Source organism: Coleofasciculus sp. H7-1, from assembly GCF_057473865.1.
This window is the reverse complement of the sequence record NZ_JBYCCT010000051.1, coordinates 118062-137946: the sequence shown is the minus strand read 5'-3', so window position 1 is coordinate 137946 and position 19885 is coordinate 118062. Positions and strand designations below refer to the sequence as shown.

The following is a 19885-nucleotide window of genomic DNA, read 5'->3' as shown; positions in this document are numbered from 1 at the left end:
TGTGGGATGGGCATCTCTAGCTAAATGTTTGAAAACTTGTAATTCTACATCCATTGCCCTACCTACTGTGTAGAGTTTTATTTTTCAATTTCTTTATTCATTATATTCGGAAAGTGACAGAAGAGGGATATATAGCAAATAATTGAATCCAGTAAGCAACCTGTTCTTGCACTTTTAGTTCAAGAACAGGTACAGAGTTTTCTCAACTAAACTCATACCTATTAAGAAACGAGAGCAGTTTGAGATGTATTCGCTTGCACGATATCTTGAAGACGAGAAATCACGAAACTACGCTCTAGATACGACAGCAAGGCTCCCGCTTTGGGTCCACGTTCTTTGCCCAAGAAAGACAAATAAACAGCCTTGAATGCAACGGGTTGCTGCATCTCTAGTTCTTTCGCCGTTGAAAATAATGTTGTTTGCAATTCCTCAGCTTCCCAAGCTTTAACATTAGCCAAGCTCTGAATTAGCCGTTTGAGATAGGCGATCTGTTCTTGCGTCAAGTCTCTTGCCTTTTCAGGAATCTTGTCAAGATAAAGAACTAGCTTTTCTTCTTCGTCAGCGTAGTCTGCCAGCCACTTCTGAGCAACCGAAATCCTTTGATCTGCAATCTGCAGGTCATACTCACTTAAAGGTTGAGTACTGCGTCTTTCAATCTCCTCATGAATATCACGATGTGGCACTTGTAGTAAGGAAATCAGCGTGCTCAAATCGACTGGATGGTAGGGCTTAATCACGCCGTCAAGTTGAGCATAAAATAATGGCATCAAATCTTCAGGCAGAGCGGATTCTTGTTGAACATCTGGCGATAAAGCCTGATACTTCTCGATTAGAGCATCATAGTCCCTAAACAATCGAGTTGTTGTTTCATAGTTAGGAGCGAAGTTGATAACTGTCTTGGGTTGAGTTCGCAGCATCAAAAAGCGAAGTAGTTCAGGAGGAAGCAACTCAGCAATTTCTTTAGCACTTGAACCAACTCCTTTCGATGAACTCATCTTCGTCCCATTCACCAAGATGAATTCATAAGGTGAATGGAAAGGTGGCTGCTTCCGTAACACTTTTCGACAGATGGCGTTGGCAACATCTCTAGATCCTCCCTTCTGAGAGTGATCCTTACCGGCAAGCTCAATCGTTATTCCCAACAGATCCCATTTAGCAACCCATTCCACTTTCCAGGGCAATTTGCCATTGCCATTAAAAGGGGAAATCCAGCCTGAATGACCACAACCCTGCACCCAATCTGTTGCATCAGGCTTACAAGTGTAGAAAACTTCCGAGCCGTTGTAATCTGACACGATAGTTGTGGCAATCTTGCCGCAATTTTCGCAGGTAATTTGAAAGGGATACCAGTCATCAGGTCGATGCGCTTTGCTGACTTCTAAATAAGCCTCTCTAACAAGGTGAGCATTCTTGAGGAAGGTATCGATATAAGAATTCAATTGACCTGAACGGTACAGATCACGCAGGTAGTAAACCTCTGGTCTAACCCCCAAATACTCGAAAACTTCCAGAAACTCACCCATGAAATATTTTGCGTAATCGCTAGCACTATCTTCCGGCGAGGGAACATTGCAGAGGGGGAAGCCTAGAAAAGGGGCAAACTTCTCTTGATCGAGATAATGCGGAACAGTATCAAGCGCATCATAATCATCGACCCCATAGAGGAACTTTGGTGGCTTGCCAGCATGTTTTAAGGCTCGCTGAATCACATCATGGATCACAACTCCCCTCAACGAACCAACATGAACCCTACCGGAAGGGGTCTTTGAGTCGTTGACAATTTGATTTTCTTGTGCATCCTCAGCAATTTTGTCAGCCCAAAACATGAATTAACCTATGTGTCTACAGTCTTTACATTCTACGGGAATATCCAGCACTTAATATACTGAGTTATTTAAAGCACATAAGAAGAAATCGTCAACCTCTGGCTCAAACTCAGAGGTTTTTCTCTTTATGCTATCTAACTTGTTATTAGACGGAATTTTTCCGCAGATCCACCCCAAAACAGGGAGATCGGCAGACAGCTTCCGCATATCACCCCAAATTAGCTAGATCGGCAGAATAGTTCAGTATAATACGCCGATCGGGGTAGCTGAACAGAAAATTTCCGCATATCTTTAGATATGTACGGACTTCTTCTTAAGTATCATTAAATACATAATTTATTCTTGTGGCTCGTCTGCTCATGGAACCGCGTCCCAAAAAGCTGTTAGACCAACTGCGAGATGCTATTCGGCTCAAGCACTATGCTTATCGGACTGAGGAAACCTACGTGCAGTGGGTCAGGCGGTATATTCTGTTCCATGACAAGCGGCATCCCACAGAAATGGGGCGGGTCGAGATTGAGACCTTTCTGACGCATCTGGCGGTGCAAGAGCAAGTTGCTGCTTCCACTCAAAATCAGGCACTCAATGCCATTCTCTTTCTGTACCGAGAGGTCTTAAGCCTAGAAGTATCTGAGGTGAACGCAATTCGGGCAAAACGCTCTCAGTACCTTCCCACTGTCCTGACCAAAACAGAGGCGCAGGCGGTCATTCAACAGATCTGTGGCGTTCAGTAGTTGGTGGTGAAGTTACTTTATGGCAGTGGACTGCGATTGTGCGAAGGGTTACGCTTGCGTGTCAAGGACGTCGATTTTGCCCAACATCAAATCCTGGTGCGAGACGGTAAGGGCAGTAAAAGTCGCGTCACCAAAAACGAGCAGAAGCCCCTGGATGCGCGACATGGGGAGGTAAGCGATTAGCGGTTAAAACCGCCTGTAAATATTTTCTTTCATTGCAGTGATATGCTAAAAGGATGAAAAGCATTCTGACTATTAGCTGCAAACTTCAACCAACATCTGAGCAGGCGGACATGATTCAGGCAACCCTTCAGGCGGAGAGCAGATGCTTGCAACTACATCAATCAGAACGTTGACGCAAAACTGACAAACAAGGAACGTAGACTGTCTAACTCTTGGGCATTCTTCGCTCTCAGGATTTTGATTAGCTACAAAGCTCTTGCCGCTGGTATTGAAGTTGTGCTGGTTCCTCCTGCTTATACGTCTAAATCATGCCATTCCTGCGGTGTAATTGGTAGCCGCAATGGTAAATCTTTCAAATGTGTTAATCAGGCGTGCAATTGGGATGGTGACGCTGAGCGTGAACGGCGCAATTAATATTTCAGGACTTACGCAACAGCACCACATCTGCCACCGCAACCACAGGGGGATTGCCCCTACAAAAGGCTATATGTATAAACTTTGCGTAAGTCCTGTTCTAGTCTTGGGGGAGCGCTTGTAAGCCTTCCCGAACGCTCGGTACTGGCTTGTTGTTTAGTGCAAGTTATGGGCTAGGGCTTTCATCCCCCGCATTCTATGCGTGGGGTCAGCTTACAAATCAATGAAATTTTGGATTTTTGGTTTGGCAAGCCCGATGAGGCGGGTTATGGAAAACCCCGTCAAGTCTGGTTTACCAAAAAACCGCAGTTTGATGAGGAGATCCGAACCCGCTTCTTACAAGACTACGAACTAGCCGCAGCGGATCGGTTAAATCGCTGGAAGGAATCACCCCAAAGCTGTCTGGCACTAATACTGCTATTAGATCAATTTCCCAGGAATTTGTTTCGCGGGACTGCAATAGCCTTCGCTACCGATAGCCTTGCTCTGTCTGCGGCACAGTACGCAGTTGCCAATGGCTTCGATCGAGAACTGCTGCCAATTCAGCGATGCTTCAATTACTTACCGTTTGAACATAGTGAAAATCTCGAACATCAGCGTCAATCAGTGGAGTTATTTCAGCAACTGAGCGACGATCCTGACAGTATTGCGTACATTTCCTACGCAGTTCGACACTTCGAGGTAATTGAACGGTTTGGGCGATTTCCTCATCGTAATCAGATTCTCGATCGAGAGACAACGCCCCAAGAGGCAGAGTCAGGACTTACGCAACATCACCATTATTTAGGGGCAACCACGAGGGATTGAACCGACAAGAACACTATATGTATAAGCTTTGCGTAAGTCCTGAGAGTTTCTTCAGCAGCCTGGATCGTCATTTTAATGAGCAATATGCAACTGAATCAGCTGTCGCGCTGTCGCCTACTTGGGACGTACCCGCTTACTTACAAGTGGTTAATTAAAGCACAGGGCGCTTGGGTTGCCCCTTCACCTTCAAACCCGCTGTATGCGGTTGATACTCTTTCAAATCTATCTTGACTGGCTTGACGTTCCAAATTTCTTGGCAATACTCTCGAATGGTGCGGTCTGAGGAAAATTTACCCGTGCGAGCAACGTTGAGAATTGACATTCGAGTCCAGTTGTGTGCGTCTCGATAAGCTTGGCTGACTTCTTCCTGGCAGTCAATATACGCCTGGTAGTCGGCAAAGAGCATATACTCATCCCTGTCAAGCAGCGATTCTACAATTGGTTTGAAAAGGGCGGGATTGTCGGGGGAGAAGTAGCCGGAAGCGATCGCGTCGATGATTTCTCGCAGTTCGGCGTTGTTATGGTAATAGTCTCGCGGGTTGTATCCTCTGGCTTTCAACTCATAAACTTCGTGAGTTGTCAAGCCAAATAAGAAAAAGTTTTCAGGTCCGACTTCTTGGCGGATCTCGATGTTGGCACCGTCCAGCGTCCCGATGGTAAGCGCCCCATTCATCGCAAACTTCATATTGCCGGTGCCGGAAGCTTCTTTGCCAGCTGTGGAAATTTGCTCGGAAAGATCGGCGGCTGGATAAACTCGCTGACCGAGAGAGACAGAGAAATTTGCCAAGAAAACAACCTTAATGCGATCGCGCACATCCGGGTCATCATTGACGACTTTCGCCACCGAATTAATCAACTGAATGACCAGTTTGGCAATGTAGTAGCCGGGAGCCGACTTGCCTGCAAAAATAAAAGTCCGGGGCAAAATATCAACATTGGGATCTTTTTTGATCCGGTTGTACAGCGTAATAATGTACAGCACGTTCAACAGCTGACGCTTGTACTCGTGAATCCGTTTCACCTGAATATCAAACAGGGAATCTGGATTTACTTCAATGTCGTTGTAGAGCAGAATGTACTCTGCCAAGTCTTGCTTATTTTTGCGTTTAATCGACGAGAAGCTAGAGCAAAACTCAGCATCATCAACAAACGCTTCTAGCTGCTTGAGTTGATCGAGTTGCGTTACCCAATCCTTGCCAATCTTCTGTGTAATCAGCTCAGACAGATGGGGATTGCTCAGCAACAACCACCGACGCGGTGTCACCCCGTTCGTTTTGTTATTAAACTTTTCGGGCCACAATTCGTAGAAATCTCGCAAGACATCCGCTTTGAGCAAATCTGTATGTAGTGCTGCCACCCCATTGATGGAATGGCTCCCTACGCAAGCTAAATGCGCCATGCGGACGTACTTCTGGGCACCTTCCTCAATAATTGACAATCTCCCCACCCGCGCCTCATCGCCCGGATACTTGGCACGCACCTCATCGAGAAAGTGGCGGTTAATTTCATAGATAATCTCTAAGTGCCGAGGCAACAGACGCTCAAACAAGCTCACAGGCCAACGTTCTAGAGCCTCAGAGAGCAGTGTATGGTTCGTGTAGGCGAAGACGCGCCGGGTGATGTACCAAGCTCGGTTCCAACCCAAATCGTACTCATCCACCAGCAACCGCATCAGTTCGGCAACCCCAATCGATGGGTGCGTGTCGTTTAGCTGGATAGCGACCTTCTCGTGGAAGCGATCAAAAGTCTGGTGGATGCGCCGATGCGTATTGATAATGTCTTGAAGGGAACAACTGACGAAGAAATACTGCTGTTCTAGGCGCAGTTGCCGACCCTGAGAGGTGTTGTCGTTGGGATAGAGAACTTTTGAGATATTCTCAGAAAATATCTTGTTGGTAACGGCACCGGCATAGTCACCGCTGTCGAAAATCTGGAAGTCAAACTCTTCAGAAGCACCCGCACGCCAGAGGCGCAACGTATTTACTGTATTGTTGTTGTACCCAGATACGGGCGTATCGTAGGGCGTCCCCAAGATTTTTCGCTGGGGAATCCAACGCACCCGATAGCGACCTTGCCCATCGCTGTAAGCTTCTGTATATCCGCCGAAGTTCACTTCAACTGTTAATTCTGAGCGGCGAATTTCCCAAGGGTTGCCAAATCGGAGCCATTTGTCGGGGTGTTCGACTTGAGCGCCATCCTGAATCCATTGCTCAAAGATTCCGAATTCGTAGCGAATGCCGTAGCCAACTGCCGGAATTTCTAAGGTGGCGAGGGAGTCGAGAAAACAAGCCGCCAGACGCCCTAAACCCCCATTGCCGAGTCCGGGTTCTGCTTCGAGTATTTTGAGGTCATTGATGTCGAGTCCGGACTCGTGGATAGCTTGGCGTGCCCGTTCGTACAAACCTAAATTGAGTAGGTTATTGTCCAACTGACGACCCATCAAGAACTCTGCCGATAGGTAAAATACGGCTTTGACATCTTTGTCGATGTAGGTTCTGACCGTGTTAATCCATCGGTGCAGCAAGCGATCGCGCACGGTATAAGCGATCGCCATGTAGTAATCGTGGGGCGTCGCCCAATACTCATCCTTTGCCAGCAAATAATACAGGTTATCTGCAAACGCCCGTTTCAGGGTCGCTACCGTCATCCCAGTCCGATCGTCTTCCACCTGGACTTCAACGGGTTCAATGGGTTCAATGGGTGTCTTCAGGTGGTCGGCGTGCCCGTCATACTGCGGCTCAAAACGCCCTCCCTGCGAGGGCTGATGACTACTTTCTGTCATGTATAAATCTCCGTTTAACAGCGGTCTGTTGCTACTCCCAATCCTGTCATAACCGACTTTAGGCTGACACGCCGGGGAGTATTGGCTAGAGCGTCTTCACAAAACCAGTGCCTAAGCGAATTGTGTAAATCTTTGATTTAAACCCAAAATTATTATATTTTGGCTAATGATTTTTATAGTTTTTTATTAAGCAAAGTCGTGGAAATAAACATAACTCTTTATAGCGGCTAATCGTTCATTATCTCAGGGTTACAGCAGTGCCATGCCCTAAAAATCCACATAATATTGATAATTTTTGTTACGCATATTTGGTAAATAAATGCATAGTAAGCCGTTATTTTTATTAAAAAGTAACAACTTTTTAAGGTTGGCTGCCCGATTTACAAATCTTTGGCTCAGCATCAGACATATCTTCACGATTTATTCCCTAAATTAGAGGTAGAAGTAAGATTAAACATTTATTAAAAAATACTTGGAGAGAAAATAGCATGAGCTTGCTGTCTTGCTTTGCGTGGTTGAAAAACGGCTTTCTGGGAGTCCCGCAAAAAGCAACTAGGGAACTTATTGCAGGACATTAACATTCACTGGGTAATGAACAAGATTGTTAACTGTCACCTAGGAAGTAGTGAATATGAATGCTGAGACACTCAGAAGCAAGTATGCAGCAGGGCAAAGGGACTTTAGGCAAGCGAATCTATACCGAGAAAAACTCACCTTTGCTTGTCTGGATGGAGCGAAGTTCAGTCGAGCCAATCTAAGCATGATCAACCTCAGGGGTGCAAATCTGCGTGGCGTAGACCTACAACAAGCAGACCTGAGAAGGGCGAAATTGAAGGATGCAGATTTAACGGGGGCAAACCTGGAGGGAGCGAATTTAGCGGGAGCAAATCTCAGCGGTGCCAATCTTACAGGAGCCAATTTGAAGCAGGTAAACTTAAACCGAGCCGTATTAGGTGGAGCGAACCTGAGTCAAACCAATTTAAGGCACGCAAATCTCTGCGAAGCCATTCTATTTGGCGCAATTTTAACAGGAGCGATTCTGCTCAAAGCAAATTTGGCTGGGGCAGTTTTGCTGAAGACAAACCTGACCAATGCGGCTGTAATTGACACCGATTTGAGTGAAGCACGCTTAGAAGAAGTAACGATGCCTGATGGTACAGTCCAGAAGTAATCGCCACGACACTACTCAGGGCAACACATTTTCTACATTCTGAAATACCGTTTGTGAGGATCGGCGATTAAATAACCTACATACTTTCACCTTGTGAGTTGGGTTTAGCCAAAGCGAAATCTAACGCTAAATCCAGCCGTATTGGTGGTTTTTGTGACCTCAAACGCCACTTGTTGACACTAGCGTTAGGAAATAAAGAGGATGAGGCTGTGTTTCGTGCTTTAACCTAACCGATGGAGAATAGGCGATCGCTCCTAGGCTATTAACTCTCTCTTTCTATCGAGCGCTTTCTCTATCCCTAGGTGGATTAGGCAAATCGTAACTCTTCACTACGATGCCAGTAAATTGAACCGTAGAAAGCATCAGAAATTCAATCAAGGTAGGAAAACAGAATGAGAATTTTCGGTTTTGAACAGCTATAACTCAACAAAAACCGAGATGATAGCAATTTTTCGGCATGAGCAGCCATAAAACCAATTGATTATCCACAGGACTTACGCAACTTGCGCTACATCTGAGGGCAACCACAGGGGATTGAACCCGAAAAAACGCTATATGTATAAGCTTTGCGTAAGTCCTGATCCACAAAAGCATTTTTAACCGAGTTGTTTATGCCCGCAGTACATTTACCACCTGGCCCTAAAGGTCATTTTCTTGTAGGTCATCTTCCAGAAATAAACCGCGATCCACTTAAGTTCTTTAGCCAATGTGCTAGGGAGTATGGCGACTTGGTTCGCTGGCAGTTCGGTCCATTTACAGCTTTTTTAGTGAACCATCCCGACTTGATCGAACAAGTATTAGTCACTCAATACCCCAACTTTGTTAAAAGTAGCGTATACCGACGCGGATTGCGCGTTGTAGGCAACGGCTTACTGACCAGTGAAGGCGACTTTTGGCAGCGTCAACGCCGTCTGGTTCAACCAGCTTTTCATCAGGAACGAATTGTCGCCTATGGAAAGGTGATGGTTGCTTATACTCAGCAATTAATTGACCAATGGCACGATGGCGAAATCCGCGATATTCATCAAGATATGATGTTGTTGACCGAAGAAATTGTGTCAAAAACACTGTTTGATGTTGATATTAAGGATGAAGCGGAAGGGGTGCAGGCGGCGCTAAATGCAGTGATGGATTTTAATGCCGATCTGCTCAATCAATATTTCCTTCCAGGTTGGGTGCCTACTCCTAGTAACTTGCGCTACCAACGAGCAATTGAACAATTAGATGCGATTGTCTATCGCATTATTAACGAGCGACGAGCCAGTGGTAACAAAGATACGGGCGATTTACTCTCGCTGTTACTTCAGGTGCGGGATGAATCTGATGGAACTGGGATGACGAATCAGCAAGTGCGAGATGAGGCAATGACTCTATTTTTGGCGGGGCACGAAACGACTGCTAACGCCATGACATGGACATGGTTTCTACTTGCACAGCACCCAGAAGTAGAAGCGAAATTGCAAGAGGAATTAAAGACAGTGTTGGGCGATCGCGCACCCACGGTTGCCGATTTACGTCAGTTGCCTTACACAGAGCGAGTTGTGCTGGAATCAATGCGATTGTATCCGCCGGTGTGGGGAATGAGCCGACTTGCTGTAGAAGACTGCGTTCTGGGGGGGTATGAGGTAAAAGCGGGTACAACTGTGTTTATCAATCAGTGGGCGATGCACCGAGATCCTCGCTTCTTTGAAAATCCAGAAGTTTTTCACCCCGATCGTTGGGCAGATAATTTGATCAAGAAGTTGCCCACCTTTGCTTATTTTCCCTTTGGTGGCGGTCAACACATCTGTATTGGCAAGGCTTTTGCGATGATGGAGGCAAGTTTACTACTAGTCGCGATCGCGCAAAGATTCCGCCTGACGCTACAACCAGACTATCCGGTGGTGCTGCAACCCTCGTTAACACTCCGCCCAAAACATGGGATGAAGATGTTAGTGACTCAGCGATAAGCGATCGCATTTCTACAGAATATCGGGGTCAACTCCCATCTGTCGCAGTCGCTCCGCCAAACGCTCTGCCCGTTGACGCTCCTGCTGTGCAACTTCTCCGGGGGTAGAGAGTTTATTGCCATTTTGGTCGTACCAATACAACCACTCTCTGGTGTATCCTTCATGAGTACCAACCTCGCACCCTATTCCCAGCTCAATTTCTGGCATCCATACCGGGGAACCCATCTGACGCTCGTAGACACCATTCTCTAGACGATACACTTCAAACGAGTCGTGCTTATCTCGTTTGCCGTAATCGGGGTTATAGATGAGGTAGTACAGCACGCCGAGTTGGGCATACTTTGTCATCTTCTGGTCATACTCACCGCCTGGAGTTTTCGAGACAACTTCTAATACCCACTGCGGGACAATATTGTTTTCTTGCCAAAGGACGTAGCTAAGTCGCACCTTACCATTCGGCTTAAATCGCTCTACTCTTAGACTGAGAAAGCCATCCGGTACAATTGCCGCCTGGTTTGGCTCGTAGTACACTCCCATGTTGACTCCGAAAAACCAGTCTCTGCGGTCTGCCCACACTAAAGCTAAGATTCCTCGTAGCAGGATAGGGATGAGGATTTGCAGTTCATTATCCACTGGGGTATCGTCTGAGTCGGGCAGTTCTTCAGCACTGGGAAGATACTGCAACGGGTTGTACTGTACCATGACGACTCCCTCTGGTAACTTACTGCTTGTATCTTAGCTAGGCGGGGCAGCTGAACCCAGGTTTTTGATAGGCATCGTGAGTTGAAAAGTGTACTCTCTTACTGCGGCACTTGCACAAGTCGAGCCATCACAATATATAGGACGCCTGGTATCAAACAGGGTTCTCACTGCTGGTAATAAATTCCCTAATACGTTCTTCCCGTATTTCTTCGAGTGCCGTTTCTAAATTACCTGTTGGCTCTGATTCAACGACTAATGACGTGCCTGAATGATAAACTTTGGACTCTTGGGGCAAAGGCTCCAGAATCAGCTTAGCGTCTTGAACTGCCAAAGTGAACTGAGTGGTGCTGGTCACTCCAAGTTGTTCTCGTATCTCGTTGGGAATGAGAAGACGACCAAATTGTTCAAGTGTGAGTATATCCATATTCGGTATGTTGCTGGGGGCGCATACTCTATAGGAACAAGCTTATAATATAAGCCTATGACGTGTTTTTGCATGAAAACGGTTCATACCCCTAGTATTGCAAATGTTCAGGAGGACAACCAGTGACAGATAGAAACTTCGTCATTAAAGCCATAGAAACAGGTCTTTTATTTCTTACTGAGTCGGCTACTAGGGCGGCTATTAGTGAAACTATAAAAGATATCTATAGTTTCCTTAAACAACAAATTATTCGTAAGTCAGCCGATTCCTCAATTCTTGAAATGATTTTAATTGAATATGAGAAGAAGCCTGAAGCATGGAAGTCAGCTCTTACCGAAAAGCTAATTGAAATAGAGGCTGATCAAGACGAAGAAATTATTAAGACATCCCAGAAGCTTATAGAGTTAGTAAAAGCTCAACAACTCACTAACAGTGTTAAACAATCTAATGTTAATCACTCAGGGAAACAAGTAAATATAGGCGTAAATAACGGTACAACTATTGGAACACAAAACAATACGTACTCACACCAAGCAAGTAATATTATAAGTGAACGCAACGGCAATGTTGTAACGACTTATGAAATTACCCCTTATGGAACTCGGAGAATTCTGGGAATACAACTCTCCTCTTGATAGGGAAACTTGACTTCCAAATAAAGACAAACGTAAATCATAATTACGCGGATTCAAGTGATGATAGACTTAATTAAAGTAAAAAAATATTCAAGTAATCACTGAATGTTGACAAAAAGTAAGTTTTTCTTAAAAAGTTTTTCTAGAGTAGAATAATCACTTAATAACTGAAGAGATGAACTTGAATTATTGGCAGGTTTGCTATCACTATTAGGCTGGTTCTTCAATTGCTGACAAAGTTCCCTTAGCTTACCATCAAGTTTACTATCAGTTACAGACAGCTCATCCTTATTCTTCTCGATTCCACTATACTTAGACAAGACAATCTTTTGAATAACAGACCAAATCTTTTTATTCATCATAAAACGACGAGACTGAGGCGAGATAAACTCAGTATCAGTCTCTAAGAGTTTCTTAATTTCTTTCTCATAAGCACTGACATCAAAGTCGATTAAAACTTCCTCAAATAGTTCACCTCGGAGCTTTGTGTCATCTTCCAAATCTCGGTTGGCAAGTAATGCTTTTACCGCGCTATGAAGCTCTTCTTGTGAAAAAAGCCGAGCTACCTTTTTAGAAAATATTTTTTGCTTATAAAAGTATAAATCTTGAGCCACTCCTACTTCCCCCTTACTTGCTTGATGTAATTAACCAAAGATTGCAAATCACCAACCTTTTCTAAACTTTCCACAAGTTTCTGAACTTTTTCACAGTCATAATACCTTATGTCCACACCTGGATAATCCCTCTGCAATTGTTGCAACAATTGCAGGGCTTCATCATCAAGATAATTGATTGGAAAAACATAACGATAGCCGCTTGGAACATTTGGGATATTCCCATTCTTCCATCTTACCTTGAGTTTCTTGATTGATGAGTTAAGATACGAAGTGTCAAAGTATCCTCCGATTCTTGTAGGAGAAGGAGAAGTTTTACATTCATAGATATAATTGCCACTCTCAAAAAATTTTGATTCCATTTTTATTAATCTTTTCGTTTGAGATTTGTAGTCTTATTAGAACATGAGGTATTGCATAATTCATTTTTACAATACACTTAAGATGCTTTTTTTCGGAAGTACGCTTTTACCTGATACGGATTACCTTGCTTGTCTTTCTTAATATGTGTGTTGACTGCTATAATTTTGCCATCCATTAAACCTGTAATTAGCTGATCTGCTCTCTCAGATAAAGCTACAAAATCTGTTGCAGGTTCGTTATCCCTCAAATTATCTACATAATCTATACCTGGTTCCATCTTAAACTGAGTCATCAAATCCTTCAAAATAGATTTAAAGGTTTGATCAATAACTGTTCCCTTCTGAAAAGAAGTCATTTGACTAAAATCAGGCAAATATTCAAGTGCCTGAACGAGTGCGTTTTTTACTGAGTTAATTGAAAAAAATAGCATAAGTTTCAAGTAATAAAGTTTGATACTCACTGCATGCTAATGTATTGTCTTTTGCACCTGAAGCATCACCGTAGAACTACGGAAATTCGGTTGGACTCCTTTGCCGCATCACCGTAAAACCACGGAAATTCGTTTGGACTACTTCAATTCTGAACAGAGCCAGAGCGATCGCTCTCAATTCTCGAATTCACAGACACGTGCTAAATGTCAAGAATTACCATCGCCGTCCAACCGTCATCGATTTTTTCTAATTGGAACTGGTGTAATGTAACCGCTTTGACATCTACTCGCTGCTGATGGCGATCGCTATCTAGCTTTTCTCCCTTCGTAACCGCACTTAGCTGATGCACTCCATCTTTCTCGGAAATCTCAACTTGTTGCGCCAAGAGCAGTAGTAACTCGCTGTCTTTGTAGTAGATGAATTCTTGCAAAAAATTAAATAACAGCATATCCAATTCATCATTTTCTAAGCTAAAGGTGCGCGTTTCCTTCAGTTCTATTGAGTCTAAATCTTCAATCATTACGTTCATAGTTGCATCACCCGCCGCTTTGAAAAGTTCCTCTAGATTCTTTCCCCAAGCGCGAAAAGCAATATCGGCAGTAGCAACATCTTCAAGAAACTCGTAGGACATAAGGTTATTGTTCGCAATACGGTTCAGTTGTAGGTTGGCTTAAGCGACTTAGTGTTATCCAACAAGTGTTTATATAGTTGGGTAACGCTCACCTCAACCCAACTTACTATTGTTCGCACGGCTTTAAACGATTCAGAATTTCTTCCTTTCTTGCCCTCACCTGTTTGCCGATAAAAACCAGTTCTGTCGCCTCTTGTTCAAATGGCTCCAGATCCCAGCGTCCAGCCACGAAATTAAACAGATAAATGCCTTCAGCAAATCGGATAAACCCTTTTGCTCGATAAACATCTGTACCAAGACTATCGGCAAATACTTCAAAACATTGGCGATTAAATGTAGCATCTGAAGTGTAACCGAACGAGTCGAATTCAAGTTGGTGAACGTGATGGGGTGGCGGTTGTACTCGCTCTCGACCAATACCAAATAGTAAGTCCGGGTCTACTTGGCATCGCTGAGTATGCAAAATTGAGGCGACTTCGTTTAAAGAATGCAATTTATCTTCTATTGCCTTTAACTCGCTTTCGGAAACCAAATCGACTTTGTTCAAAAGGATAGTGTCTGCTGCTTCTATTTGTATTCGACTTGTATGTCCCACAGACGGATATTTCACCATTGCATCTGCATCGATAACCGTGACAACTCCATCCAGTCGCACTTTGGTTAAGCTTTCTTGAATGTCGAAAACCAAAGCATCTGGTTCTGCGACTCCAGTTGTCTCAACCACAATATTATCCGGGTCAACGCTATCAATGATTTCATTAACAGCCGCTTCAAACTCTCCTAACAGCGAACAGCATACGCAACCGCCACCGAGATCCGCAATTTGGACATTTTTACCTTGAATGATTTTAGTGTCGATACCAATTTCGCCAAATTCATTCATTAAAATGGCGATCTTTTTAGGAAAAGAGTCGAGAATATGACGAAGCAGAGTTGTTTTTCCGCTTCCAAGTGGTCCTGTAATTACTGTGAGAGGCGTGCGTCTTTTCATGAAATACCATTTTTGTCAATAGATGGCGTGTGGCACTGCATTGTAAAATCTTGATACCTATGAACCAAACAACTGAATTAACAAGAAACAGAAATGTACTTAGGCAATATTTAAGTTAACCTCACTGCTTTTTAAGTTTTCAATGTTTCTAAAAAATTGGGCGGCGCAAGATATCCACAAGCTGATTAATGCAACTTAGAACTACTGAGCTAATTCTTCATCATCAAGATGCAACTCCGCTTCTGTCTCTAGAAAATCAACTGCGCCGCTACTAATTTCGTAGTAGGCACCAATCACTGCAATCTGCTGACTTTGAATTGCTTCTAAAATCACTTGATTTTGCTTAAGTTTGTATATTTGCCGACGAATATTAGCAATCACTGCTTCTCGCATCCGTGCCTTTGGGTCACGAATCGCTGGCAATTTGTTTACGGCTGGCACAATATAATCGAGTAAAGACTTAACATAGTAAGGTTCCAAACTCCGTTGTGCCTCATCTAGCATTGCTGCTTGCACTGCACCACAGCCTTCATGACCCATCACCACGACTACTAGGGTTTTTAAGTGCTTAATAGCATACTCTATACTTCCTAAAGTGCCTGCCTCAACAACATTCCCGGCAATACGAATAACAAATAAATCGCCTGCTTGTTGATCGTAAATTATTTCGGTCGGCACTCGACTATCAGAACAGCCAAGAACAACAGCAAAAGGAGTCTGCATGAGGATTTGTGCGCGACGTTCAACGGCGGAAAAATCAATAGGAAGTCTGCGTCCGCTGAAAAAGAGAGCATTGCCAATCTTTAGCGCCCGAATTGCTTCTGTTATCGTTTTGATAGTAGGAGGTTTGACCTTAGCCGCATCCCTCATACTAATGCCACTGTGATAGATTTGGTGGCTGATTTCCAACTCTTCCTCTGTTATAGCCTGGTCTTCCAGTATGCCTTCTAATTGATGATGTATTTTCATATCCATAGTTATCTAAATCCTTAGCTAAAACCTAAGATTACTGCAACTAGCTAAGATTACTGCAACTTAGGATGCAATTTATCAAGCACGTTAAAAGGATTCATCCGTGTGGGCTTTGCACGATTCATACTGCTAAGGTGCAACACCAAAGATGCAAGTAAGATGGCGGTTTAACGCGAATCTTATCTAAATTGCTACCTACCAACACTGATGCTTTATGGTAGGGTGCATTAGACTAGCCGGAATACAAGAGTGCTGTTGTGTTTCGGTGCATCAGGCGATCGCTCAAATGTTAAATTTTCTTCATCCTTTAATATTTCCAATCGGTGTCAGCCGCACCACCTTTTTGCTAATCCCTGCTAATTCAGCCGCTTCAATCACATCATCGATGTCTTTGTAAGCTGCACCCGCTTCTTCCGCCAGTCCGGACATTGAGGTACTGCGGACATATATGCCCTTATTTTGCATCTCCTTTAGGAGTGTTTCTCCGCGCCAAGTTTTTCTTGCCTTGGTACGACTCATTGTGCGTCCGCTTCCGTGTGCAGTGCTGAAGAAAGTTTGGTCGCCAGTGGGTACGCCAACTAATAAATAAGAACCAGTTTCCATACTGCCGCCAATAATAACTGGCTGACCAATTTTTTTGTACCGTTCCGGAACATCTGGCATTCCCGGTGCGAAAGCGCGAGTTGCACCTTTACGATGGACGAGGAGCGATCGCGCTTTCCCATCTACAACATGACTCTCTAGCTTGGCGGTATTATGGGCAACATCATAAACCATGTGCATCCCTAAGTCTTCCGCAGAACGTCCGAAGATGTCCGAAAACACTTCGCGGATACGATGCAGAATCACTTGACGATTGGCATAAGACATATTGATGCCGCATTTCATGGCGGAGAAATAGGCTTGTCCTTCCGGAGAATCAAAGGGCGCACAAGCTAATTCTCGATCCAGTATTTTAATTCCATACTTGCTATCCATTACCTTTAAAAATTTTTGCAGATAGTCAGTTGCCACTTGATGACCAAATCCGCGACTACCACAGTGGAACATTACCACCACCTGATCCGGCATGGTAATTCCCATTGTCTCGGCTAACTCTGGATCGAAAATATTTTGCTTTCGAGCAACTTGAATTTCTAAATAATGATTGCCAGATCCTAAAGTTCCAATTTGATTGAAACCCCGGTCAATTGCCTTGTCACTAATCTTTGCAGAATCAGCACCCTTAATGCAGCCGTTTTCTTCAATTAGTTCTAAATCTTCTTCCCAACCATAGCCATTATTAACGCACCACTGAGCGCCTTGTTCGACCACTTTGCGAAAGTCATTCCGCGACAATTTCACAAAGCCACTGCTTCCCACTCCGGCAGGAACCCTTTCGTAGAGCCTATCTACCAGCTTTTTGATATAAGGTTTGACTTCATGGTAGGTGAGGTTTGTAACCATCAAGCGCATTCCACAATTGATATCAAAACCGATACCGCCAGGAGAAATCACGCCCCCATTTTCCACATCCATCGCCGCCACGCCACCAATCGGAAAACCATAGCCACAGTGTCCGTCGGGCATACACAAAGCATATTTGGTTATGCCTGGAAGCGTCGCTACATTAGTAACTTGGTCGTAAACCGCTTCATCTAATTCGGAAATTATCTTCTCGGTTCCATAAATCCGGGCGGGAACGCGCATCCCTTCCTTGTAGGAAACCGGAATTTCCCATACCGTGTCAGAAATTTGTTTTAAAAATTCCTTAATAGGCATCTCGGTTTTACTCCCAAAAAGTGATGTGGCAAATAGAGGCAACCGTCTTAAACCGTATCGTTTCCAGACTTTACTTGGGAAAGACGTTTTGGAAGTTCTACCTGCCGATGATTGAGAATGGGTAAAGAGATCGGTGGTAGGAGCGATCGCATCTTCCCCACCAATAGAAACAATAAAAGTCCTTGCACCACTAGCAGGTTCGTGACTAAAAAGAACGTCGCTTCCTCAATCGGCAACCCAAACAGCTTAAATCCAGTGCTATAGGTCTCAGAAATGCTCCAAATGCCCTGTCCGATGGCGATGCGGTCGGCTATCCACAGGTAAACTGTGGGGATCAGAGTGCCAATCAGCCAAGCGTCTTTTCTAGCCCAGAGTTGCTTTGCTCCAACTGCCCACTGTAGCGCCAGTACGGGACCTGCCCAAGCTAAAATTAGCCCCATGTACACAGTCCGATCCGACTGCAACATGAAAGCTCCAGCAATGCTCAGAACGCTCCATAAAACGATGCCAGATACTCGCACCCCAGGAGAATCCTCCTGCTGTGCTGGCTCACTTGTGCGAGGAAACAGCCAGTACAGCCAAAAACCCGTTAGCAGTGGCTGAAGGATGAAGAATAAATATTCTTCAACGGGCACGTAGCCAATCGTACCCACCACACGATCCGTGCCGTAGTGCCACACATCGCGCCAAACCAGGTAATTGTCCCACGGTGTAGTATAAATCAGTGCAATCAGCGCTATCAGGGGCAGCCCTAACCACGCTCTGAGTCCTCCGATACCAGCCAGAGGTTGCCGCCCAAGCCATGCTAAAAAGAAGAGTGGTGGCAGGATAAAGACAAGGTGAAACGCGAAGTAGCTCATCTTGCTAGCAATACTCTAAACATTAATGATGCCGAACTAAAAGGCAAAAAACAGCAATAGAATTACCATCGCTACGGTCAGGCTGATGCGAAATGGCTTCAAAGGCAAGTCTTCAGAGGTAATTACACTATCCCGTTGTACCTGAGTAATTAGCTCGGAGTTCTTGTCTTCCGGTTTTTGGGATGGATTGGTTTCTTTTAGTTCCATAGACCGTTTTTTGCGTTTTGCATGACTTGCCTGCTGTCTATGTTGGAGAAACCGTTCTCAGCTTACCTCGTTCTTAAGAACTACCTTCGTGCGGGGTGTAGTTCTGCCAGAGGAGTTAGCCCTCATAAAGTTGGCTTGTAATTAGGAATACACGGAACCCTAGCCATTTTTCTAGGGTGAGTTCTCCCCATTTCTCCGATGCCGCCCGTCTCTTCAAAACGGCATGATATCAGCACAAGGAAGTGGCAATCCGGTTTAGATCGGGTAGACCTAACCCCCCAACCCCGTTCCCTACCAGGGAACGGGGGGAACTAAACGCCCCTCTCCAGTCAAAAAAAATTTATTCCTTTTCCCTGCCAAGAGTAGAGGAGGGTTAGGAAGAGGTGGAGAGGGGTGGAGGGAGAAGTTTACCGAACCGTATTGGCAGTTGTCCCGTAAAAGCTCTCGCATTTGTGGAGAAATGGAATGTCTTTATCTTCATCGGAGATGTCCAGCACCTTGCTGGCTCTCTCCAACAATTTAGCCGATACTGTTGAGCGAGTGGGTTGGTCAGTTGTGGCAGTCAATGGGCGAACCTCCTACGGGAGAAGAGGATGGCTAATGCGGAATTCCTCCTCAAGCGGTATCCACTGGCGACCAGGTATCATCGTCACCTCTGACGAGACCATCAAGCGCGAAGAGGAAATCACCGTCACCTTACCAGATGGTCGGACAGTACCCGTTACCGTCCTGGGTCGTGACGCTAGCACCGATGTAGCTGTTCTGAAGCTAGAAAACATAGAATTCCCGGTTGCGGAAATTGGCGATGCGGCAACGCTAAAGGTCGGTCATCTGGTACTTGCACTCGGACGAGGGACTGAGAAGGGTGTGAGTGCCTCTATGGGTGTGGTGAGCGCGATAGGGGATGCTTGGCGTAGTATGAGCGGTGGCTCGATCGATCGATTTGTGCGTCTCGATTTAACCCTCTATCCCGGCTTCTCAGGCGGGCCGCTGGTCGATGCAGCCGGTAAAGTTGCAGGTATGAACACCTCCGGGCCGCGCAATATGGCTTTAACGATTCCCGCGTCTACGGTGAACCGGGTGGTAGATCAGTTGCTCTCAAAAGGACGGATTGCACGAGGCTACCTGGGTTTGGGAATGCAGCCGGTTCGCTTGCCCGATACGCTTAAGAGTGCGCTTTCTCTGGCTTCTAATGGTGGGGTGATTGTTGTCAACGTTGAGCCGGATGGCCCTGCGGATAAAGCTGGGGTGCTGATTGGCGATGTGTTAGTCGCAATTGATGGCAACCCGGTCAGCGACACGGGGAACGTGCAGGCGATGTTGGGGACACAAAGCGTCGGAAAAACCCTGAAAGTGCAGCTGATTCGGGGGGGTGCGCCCCTGGAAGTCGCACTCACCGTTGGCGAACGACCGGCGAGGGAGGATTAA

Annotated in this window: 21 protein-coding genes; 8 read left to right on the top strand and 13 right to left on the bottom strand. The window is 45.1% G+C overall.

The window, feature by feature from the left end; all coding sequences use genetic code 11:
- Positions 1-221 precede the first annotated feature (221 nt).
- Positions 222-1826, bottom strand: coding sequence for a lysine--tRNA ligase (gene lysS / locus AC2VDX_RS12795; protein ID WP_378180702.1), 1605 nt, complete (start codon positions 1824-1826; stop codon positions 222-224).
- Positions 1827-2170: 344 nt separating this feature from the next.
- Between lysS and AC2VDX_RS12790 the strand changes: the two genes are divergently transcribed.
- The 4 genes from AC2VDX_RS12790 to AC2VDX_RS12775 all read left to right on the top strand — a co-directional run bounded on the left by AC2VDX_RS12790 (position 2171) and on the right by AC2VDX_RS12775 (position 3964).
- The gene (locus AC2VDX_RS12790; RefSeq protein WP_378180699.1) at positions 2171-2560 is read left to right on the top strand and encodes a phage integrase N-terminal SAM-like domain-containing protein; all 390 of its coding nucleotides are present in this window, start codon (positions 2171-2173) and stop codon (positions 2558-2560) included.
- Between the two features lie 3 nt (positions 2561-2563).
- A complete protein-coding gene (locus tag AC2VDX_RS12785; protein ID WP_486928171.1) occupies positions 2564-2743 on the top strand; it encodes a tyrosine-type recombinase/integrase in 180 nt (59 codons plus the stop codon).
- Between the two features lie 237 nt (positions 2744-2980).
- Positions 2981-3157 (top strand): zinc ribbon domain-containing protein, encoded by a 177-nt coding sequence (locus tag AC2VDX_RS12780; protein WP_486928170.1) that lies wholly within the window; start codon positions 2981-2983, stop codon positions 3155-3157.
- 198 nt (positions 3158-3355) lie between these two features.
- The gene (locus tag AC2VDX_RS12775) at positions 3356-3964 is read left to right on the top strand and encodes a DUF924 family protein (RefSeq protein ID WP_378180693.1); all 609 of its coding nucleotides are present in this window, start codon (positions 3356-3358) and stop codon (positions 3962-3964) included.
- Positions 3965-4115: 151 nt separating this feature from the next.
- Here AC2VDX_RS12775 and AC2VDX_RS12770 read toward each other — a convergent pair whose 3' ends face one another.
- Entirely contained in the window at positions 4116-6746 is a 2631-nt protein-coding gene (locus AC2VDX_RS12770) for a glycogen/starch/alpha-glucan phosphorylase (RefSeq protein WP_378180690.1), read from the bottom strand.
- Between the two features lie 631 nt (positions 6747-7377).
- Between AC2VDX_RS12770 and AC2VDX_RS12765 the strand changes: the two genes are divergently transcribed.
- Together AC2VDX_RS12765 and AC2VDX_RS12760 are read left to right on the top strand one after the other, a co-directional pair.
- On the top strand, positions 7378-7917 hold the full coding sequence (locus tag AC2VDX_RS12765; protein WP_378180687.1) for a pentapeptide repeat-containing protein: 540 nt from the start codon (positions 7378-7380) through the stop codon (positions 7915-7917).
- Positions 7918-8528: 611 nt separating this feature from the next.
- Complete coding sequence (locus tag AC2VDX_RS12760) at positions 8529-9866, top strand: cytochrome P450 (protein WP_378180684.1); 1338 nt, start codon at positions 8529-8531, stop codon at positions 9864-9866.
- Between the two features lie 12 nt (positions 9867-9878).
- Here the strand turns inward: AC2VDX_RS12760 and AC2VDX_RS12755 are convergent, their stop codons facing one another.
- Together AC2VDX_RS12755 and AC2VDX_RS12750 are read right to left on the bottom strand one after the other, a co-directional pair.
- A complete protein-coding gene (locus AC2VDX_RS12755; RefSeq protein WP_378180681.1) occupies positions 9879-10568 on the bottom strand; it encodes a Uma2 family endonuclease in 690 nt (229 codons plus the stop codon).
- Positions 10569-10719: 151 nt separating this feature from the next.
- Positions 10720-10992, bottom strand: a complete 273-nt coding sequence (locus AC2VDX_RS12750) for an AbrB family transcriptional regulator (RefSeq protein ID WP_378180678.1) — start codon at positions 10990-10992, stop codon at positions 10720-10722.
- Positions 10993-11114: 122 nt separating this feature from the next.
- Between AC2VDX_RS12750 and AC2VDX_RS12745 the strand changes: the two genes are divergently transcribed.
- On the top strand, positions 11115-11627 hold the full coding sequence (locus tag AC2VDX_RS12745) for a hypothetical protein (RefSeq protein WP_378180676.1): 513 nt from the start codon (positions 11115-11117) through the stop codon (positions 11625-11627).
- Between the two features lie 98 nt (positions 11628-11725).
- Here AC2VDX_RS12745 and AC2VDX_RS12740 read toward each other — a convergent pair whose 3' ends face one another.
- From AC2VDX_RS12740 to AC2VDX_RS12700, 9 genes are all read right to left on the bottom strand, one after another.
- Positions 11726-12241 carry a hypothetical protein gene (locus tag AC2VDX_RS12740; RefSeq protein ID WP_378180673.1) on the bottom strand — a complete coding sequence of 172 codons (516 nt, stop codon included), beginning with the start codon at positions 12239-12241 and terminating at the stop codon, positions 11726-11728.
- 2 nt (positions 12242-12243) lie between these two features.
- Positions 12244-12603, bottom strand: coding sequence for a hypothetical protein (locus AC2VDX_RS12735; protein WP_378180670.1), 360 nt, complete (start codon positions 12601-12603; stop codon positions 12244-12246).
- Between the two features lie 77 nt (positions 12604-12680).
- Positions 12681-13034: a hypothetical protein gene (locus tag AC2VDX_RS12730; RefSeq protein ID WP_378180667.1), complete on the bottom strand. Its 354-nt coding sequence runs from the start codon at positions 13032-13034 to the stop codon at positions 12681-12683.
- Positions 13035-13234: 200 nt separating this feature from the next.
- Positions 13235-13666, bottom strand: a complete 432-nt coding sequence (locus AC2VDX_RS12725) for an archease (RefSeq protein ID WP_378180664.1) — start codon at positions 13664-13666, stop codon at positions 13235-13237.
- 106 nt (positions 13667-13772) lie between these two features.
- The gene (locus tag AC2VDX_RS12720) at positions 13773-14657 is read right to left on the bottom strand and encodes a CobW family GTP-binding protein (protein ID WP_378180661.1); all 885 of its coding nucleotides are present in this window, start codon (positions 14655-14657) and stop codon (positions 13773-13775) included.
- Between the two features lie 201 nt (positions 14658-14858).
- Positions 14859-15632: a carbonic anhydrase gene (locus AC2VDX_RS12715; protein ID WP_378180658.1), complete on the bottom strand. Its 774-nt coding sequence runs from the start codon at positions 15630-15632 to the stop codon at positions 14859-14861.
- A gap of 297 nt (positions 15633-15929) precedes the next feature.
- Positions 15930-17390 carry an RtcB family protein gene (locus AC2VDX_RS12710; protein WP_378180655.1) on the bottom strand — a complete coding sequence of 487 codons (1461 nt, stop codon included), beginning with the start codon at positions 17388-17390 and terminating at the stop codon, positions 15930-15932.
- A 47-nt stretch (positions 17391-17437) separates the two neighbouring features.
- Positions 17438-18250 (bottom strand): lycopene cyclase domain-containing protein, encoded by an 813-nt coding sequence (locus AC2VDX_RS12705; protein WP_378180652.1) that lies wholly within the window; start codon positions 18248-18250, stop codon positions 17438-17440.
- Positions 18251-18286: 36 nt separating this feature from the next.
- On the bottom strand, positions 18287-18457 hold the full coding sequence (locus AC2VDX_RS12700; protein ID WP_378180649.1) for a hypothetical protein: 171 nt from the start codon (positions 18455-18457) through the stop codon (positions 18287-18289).
- A 465-nt stretch (positions 18458-18922) separates the two neighbouring features.
- On the opposite strand from AC2VDX_RS12700, the gene AC2VDX_RS12695 reads away from it, so the two are divergent.
- The gene (locus AC2VDX_RS12695; RefSeq protein WP_378180646.1) at positions 18923-19885 is read left to right on the top strand and encodes a S1C family serine protease; all 963 of its coding nucleotides are present in this window, start codon (positions 18923-18925) and stop codon (positions 19883-19885) included.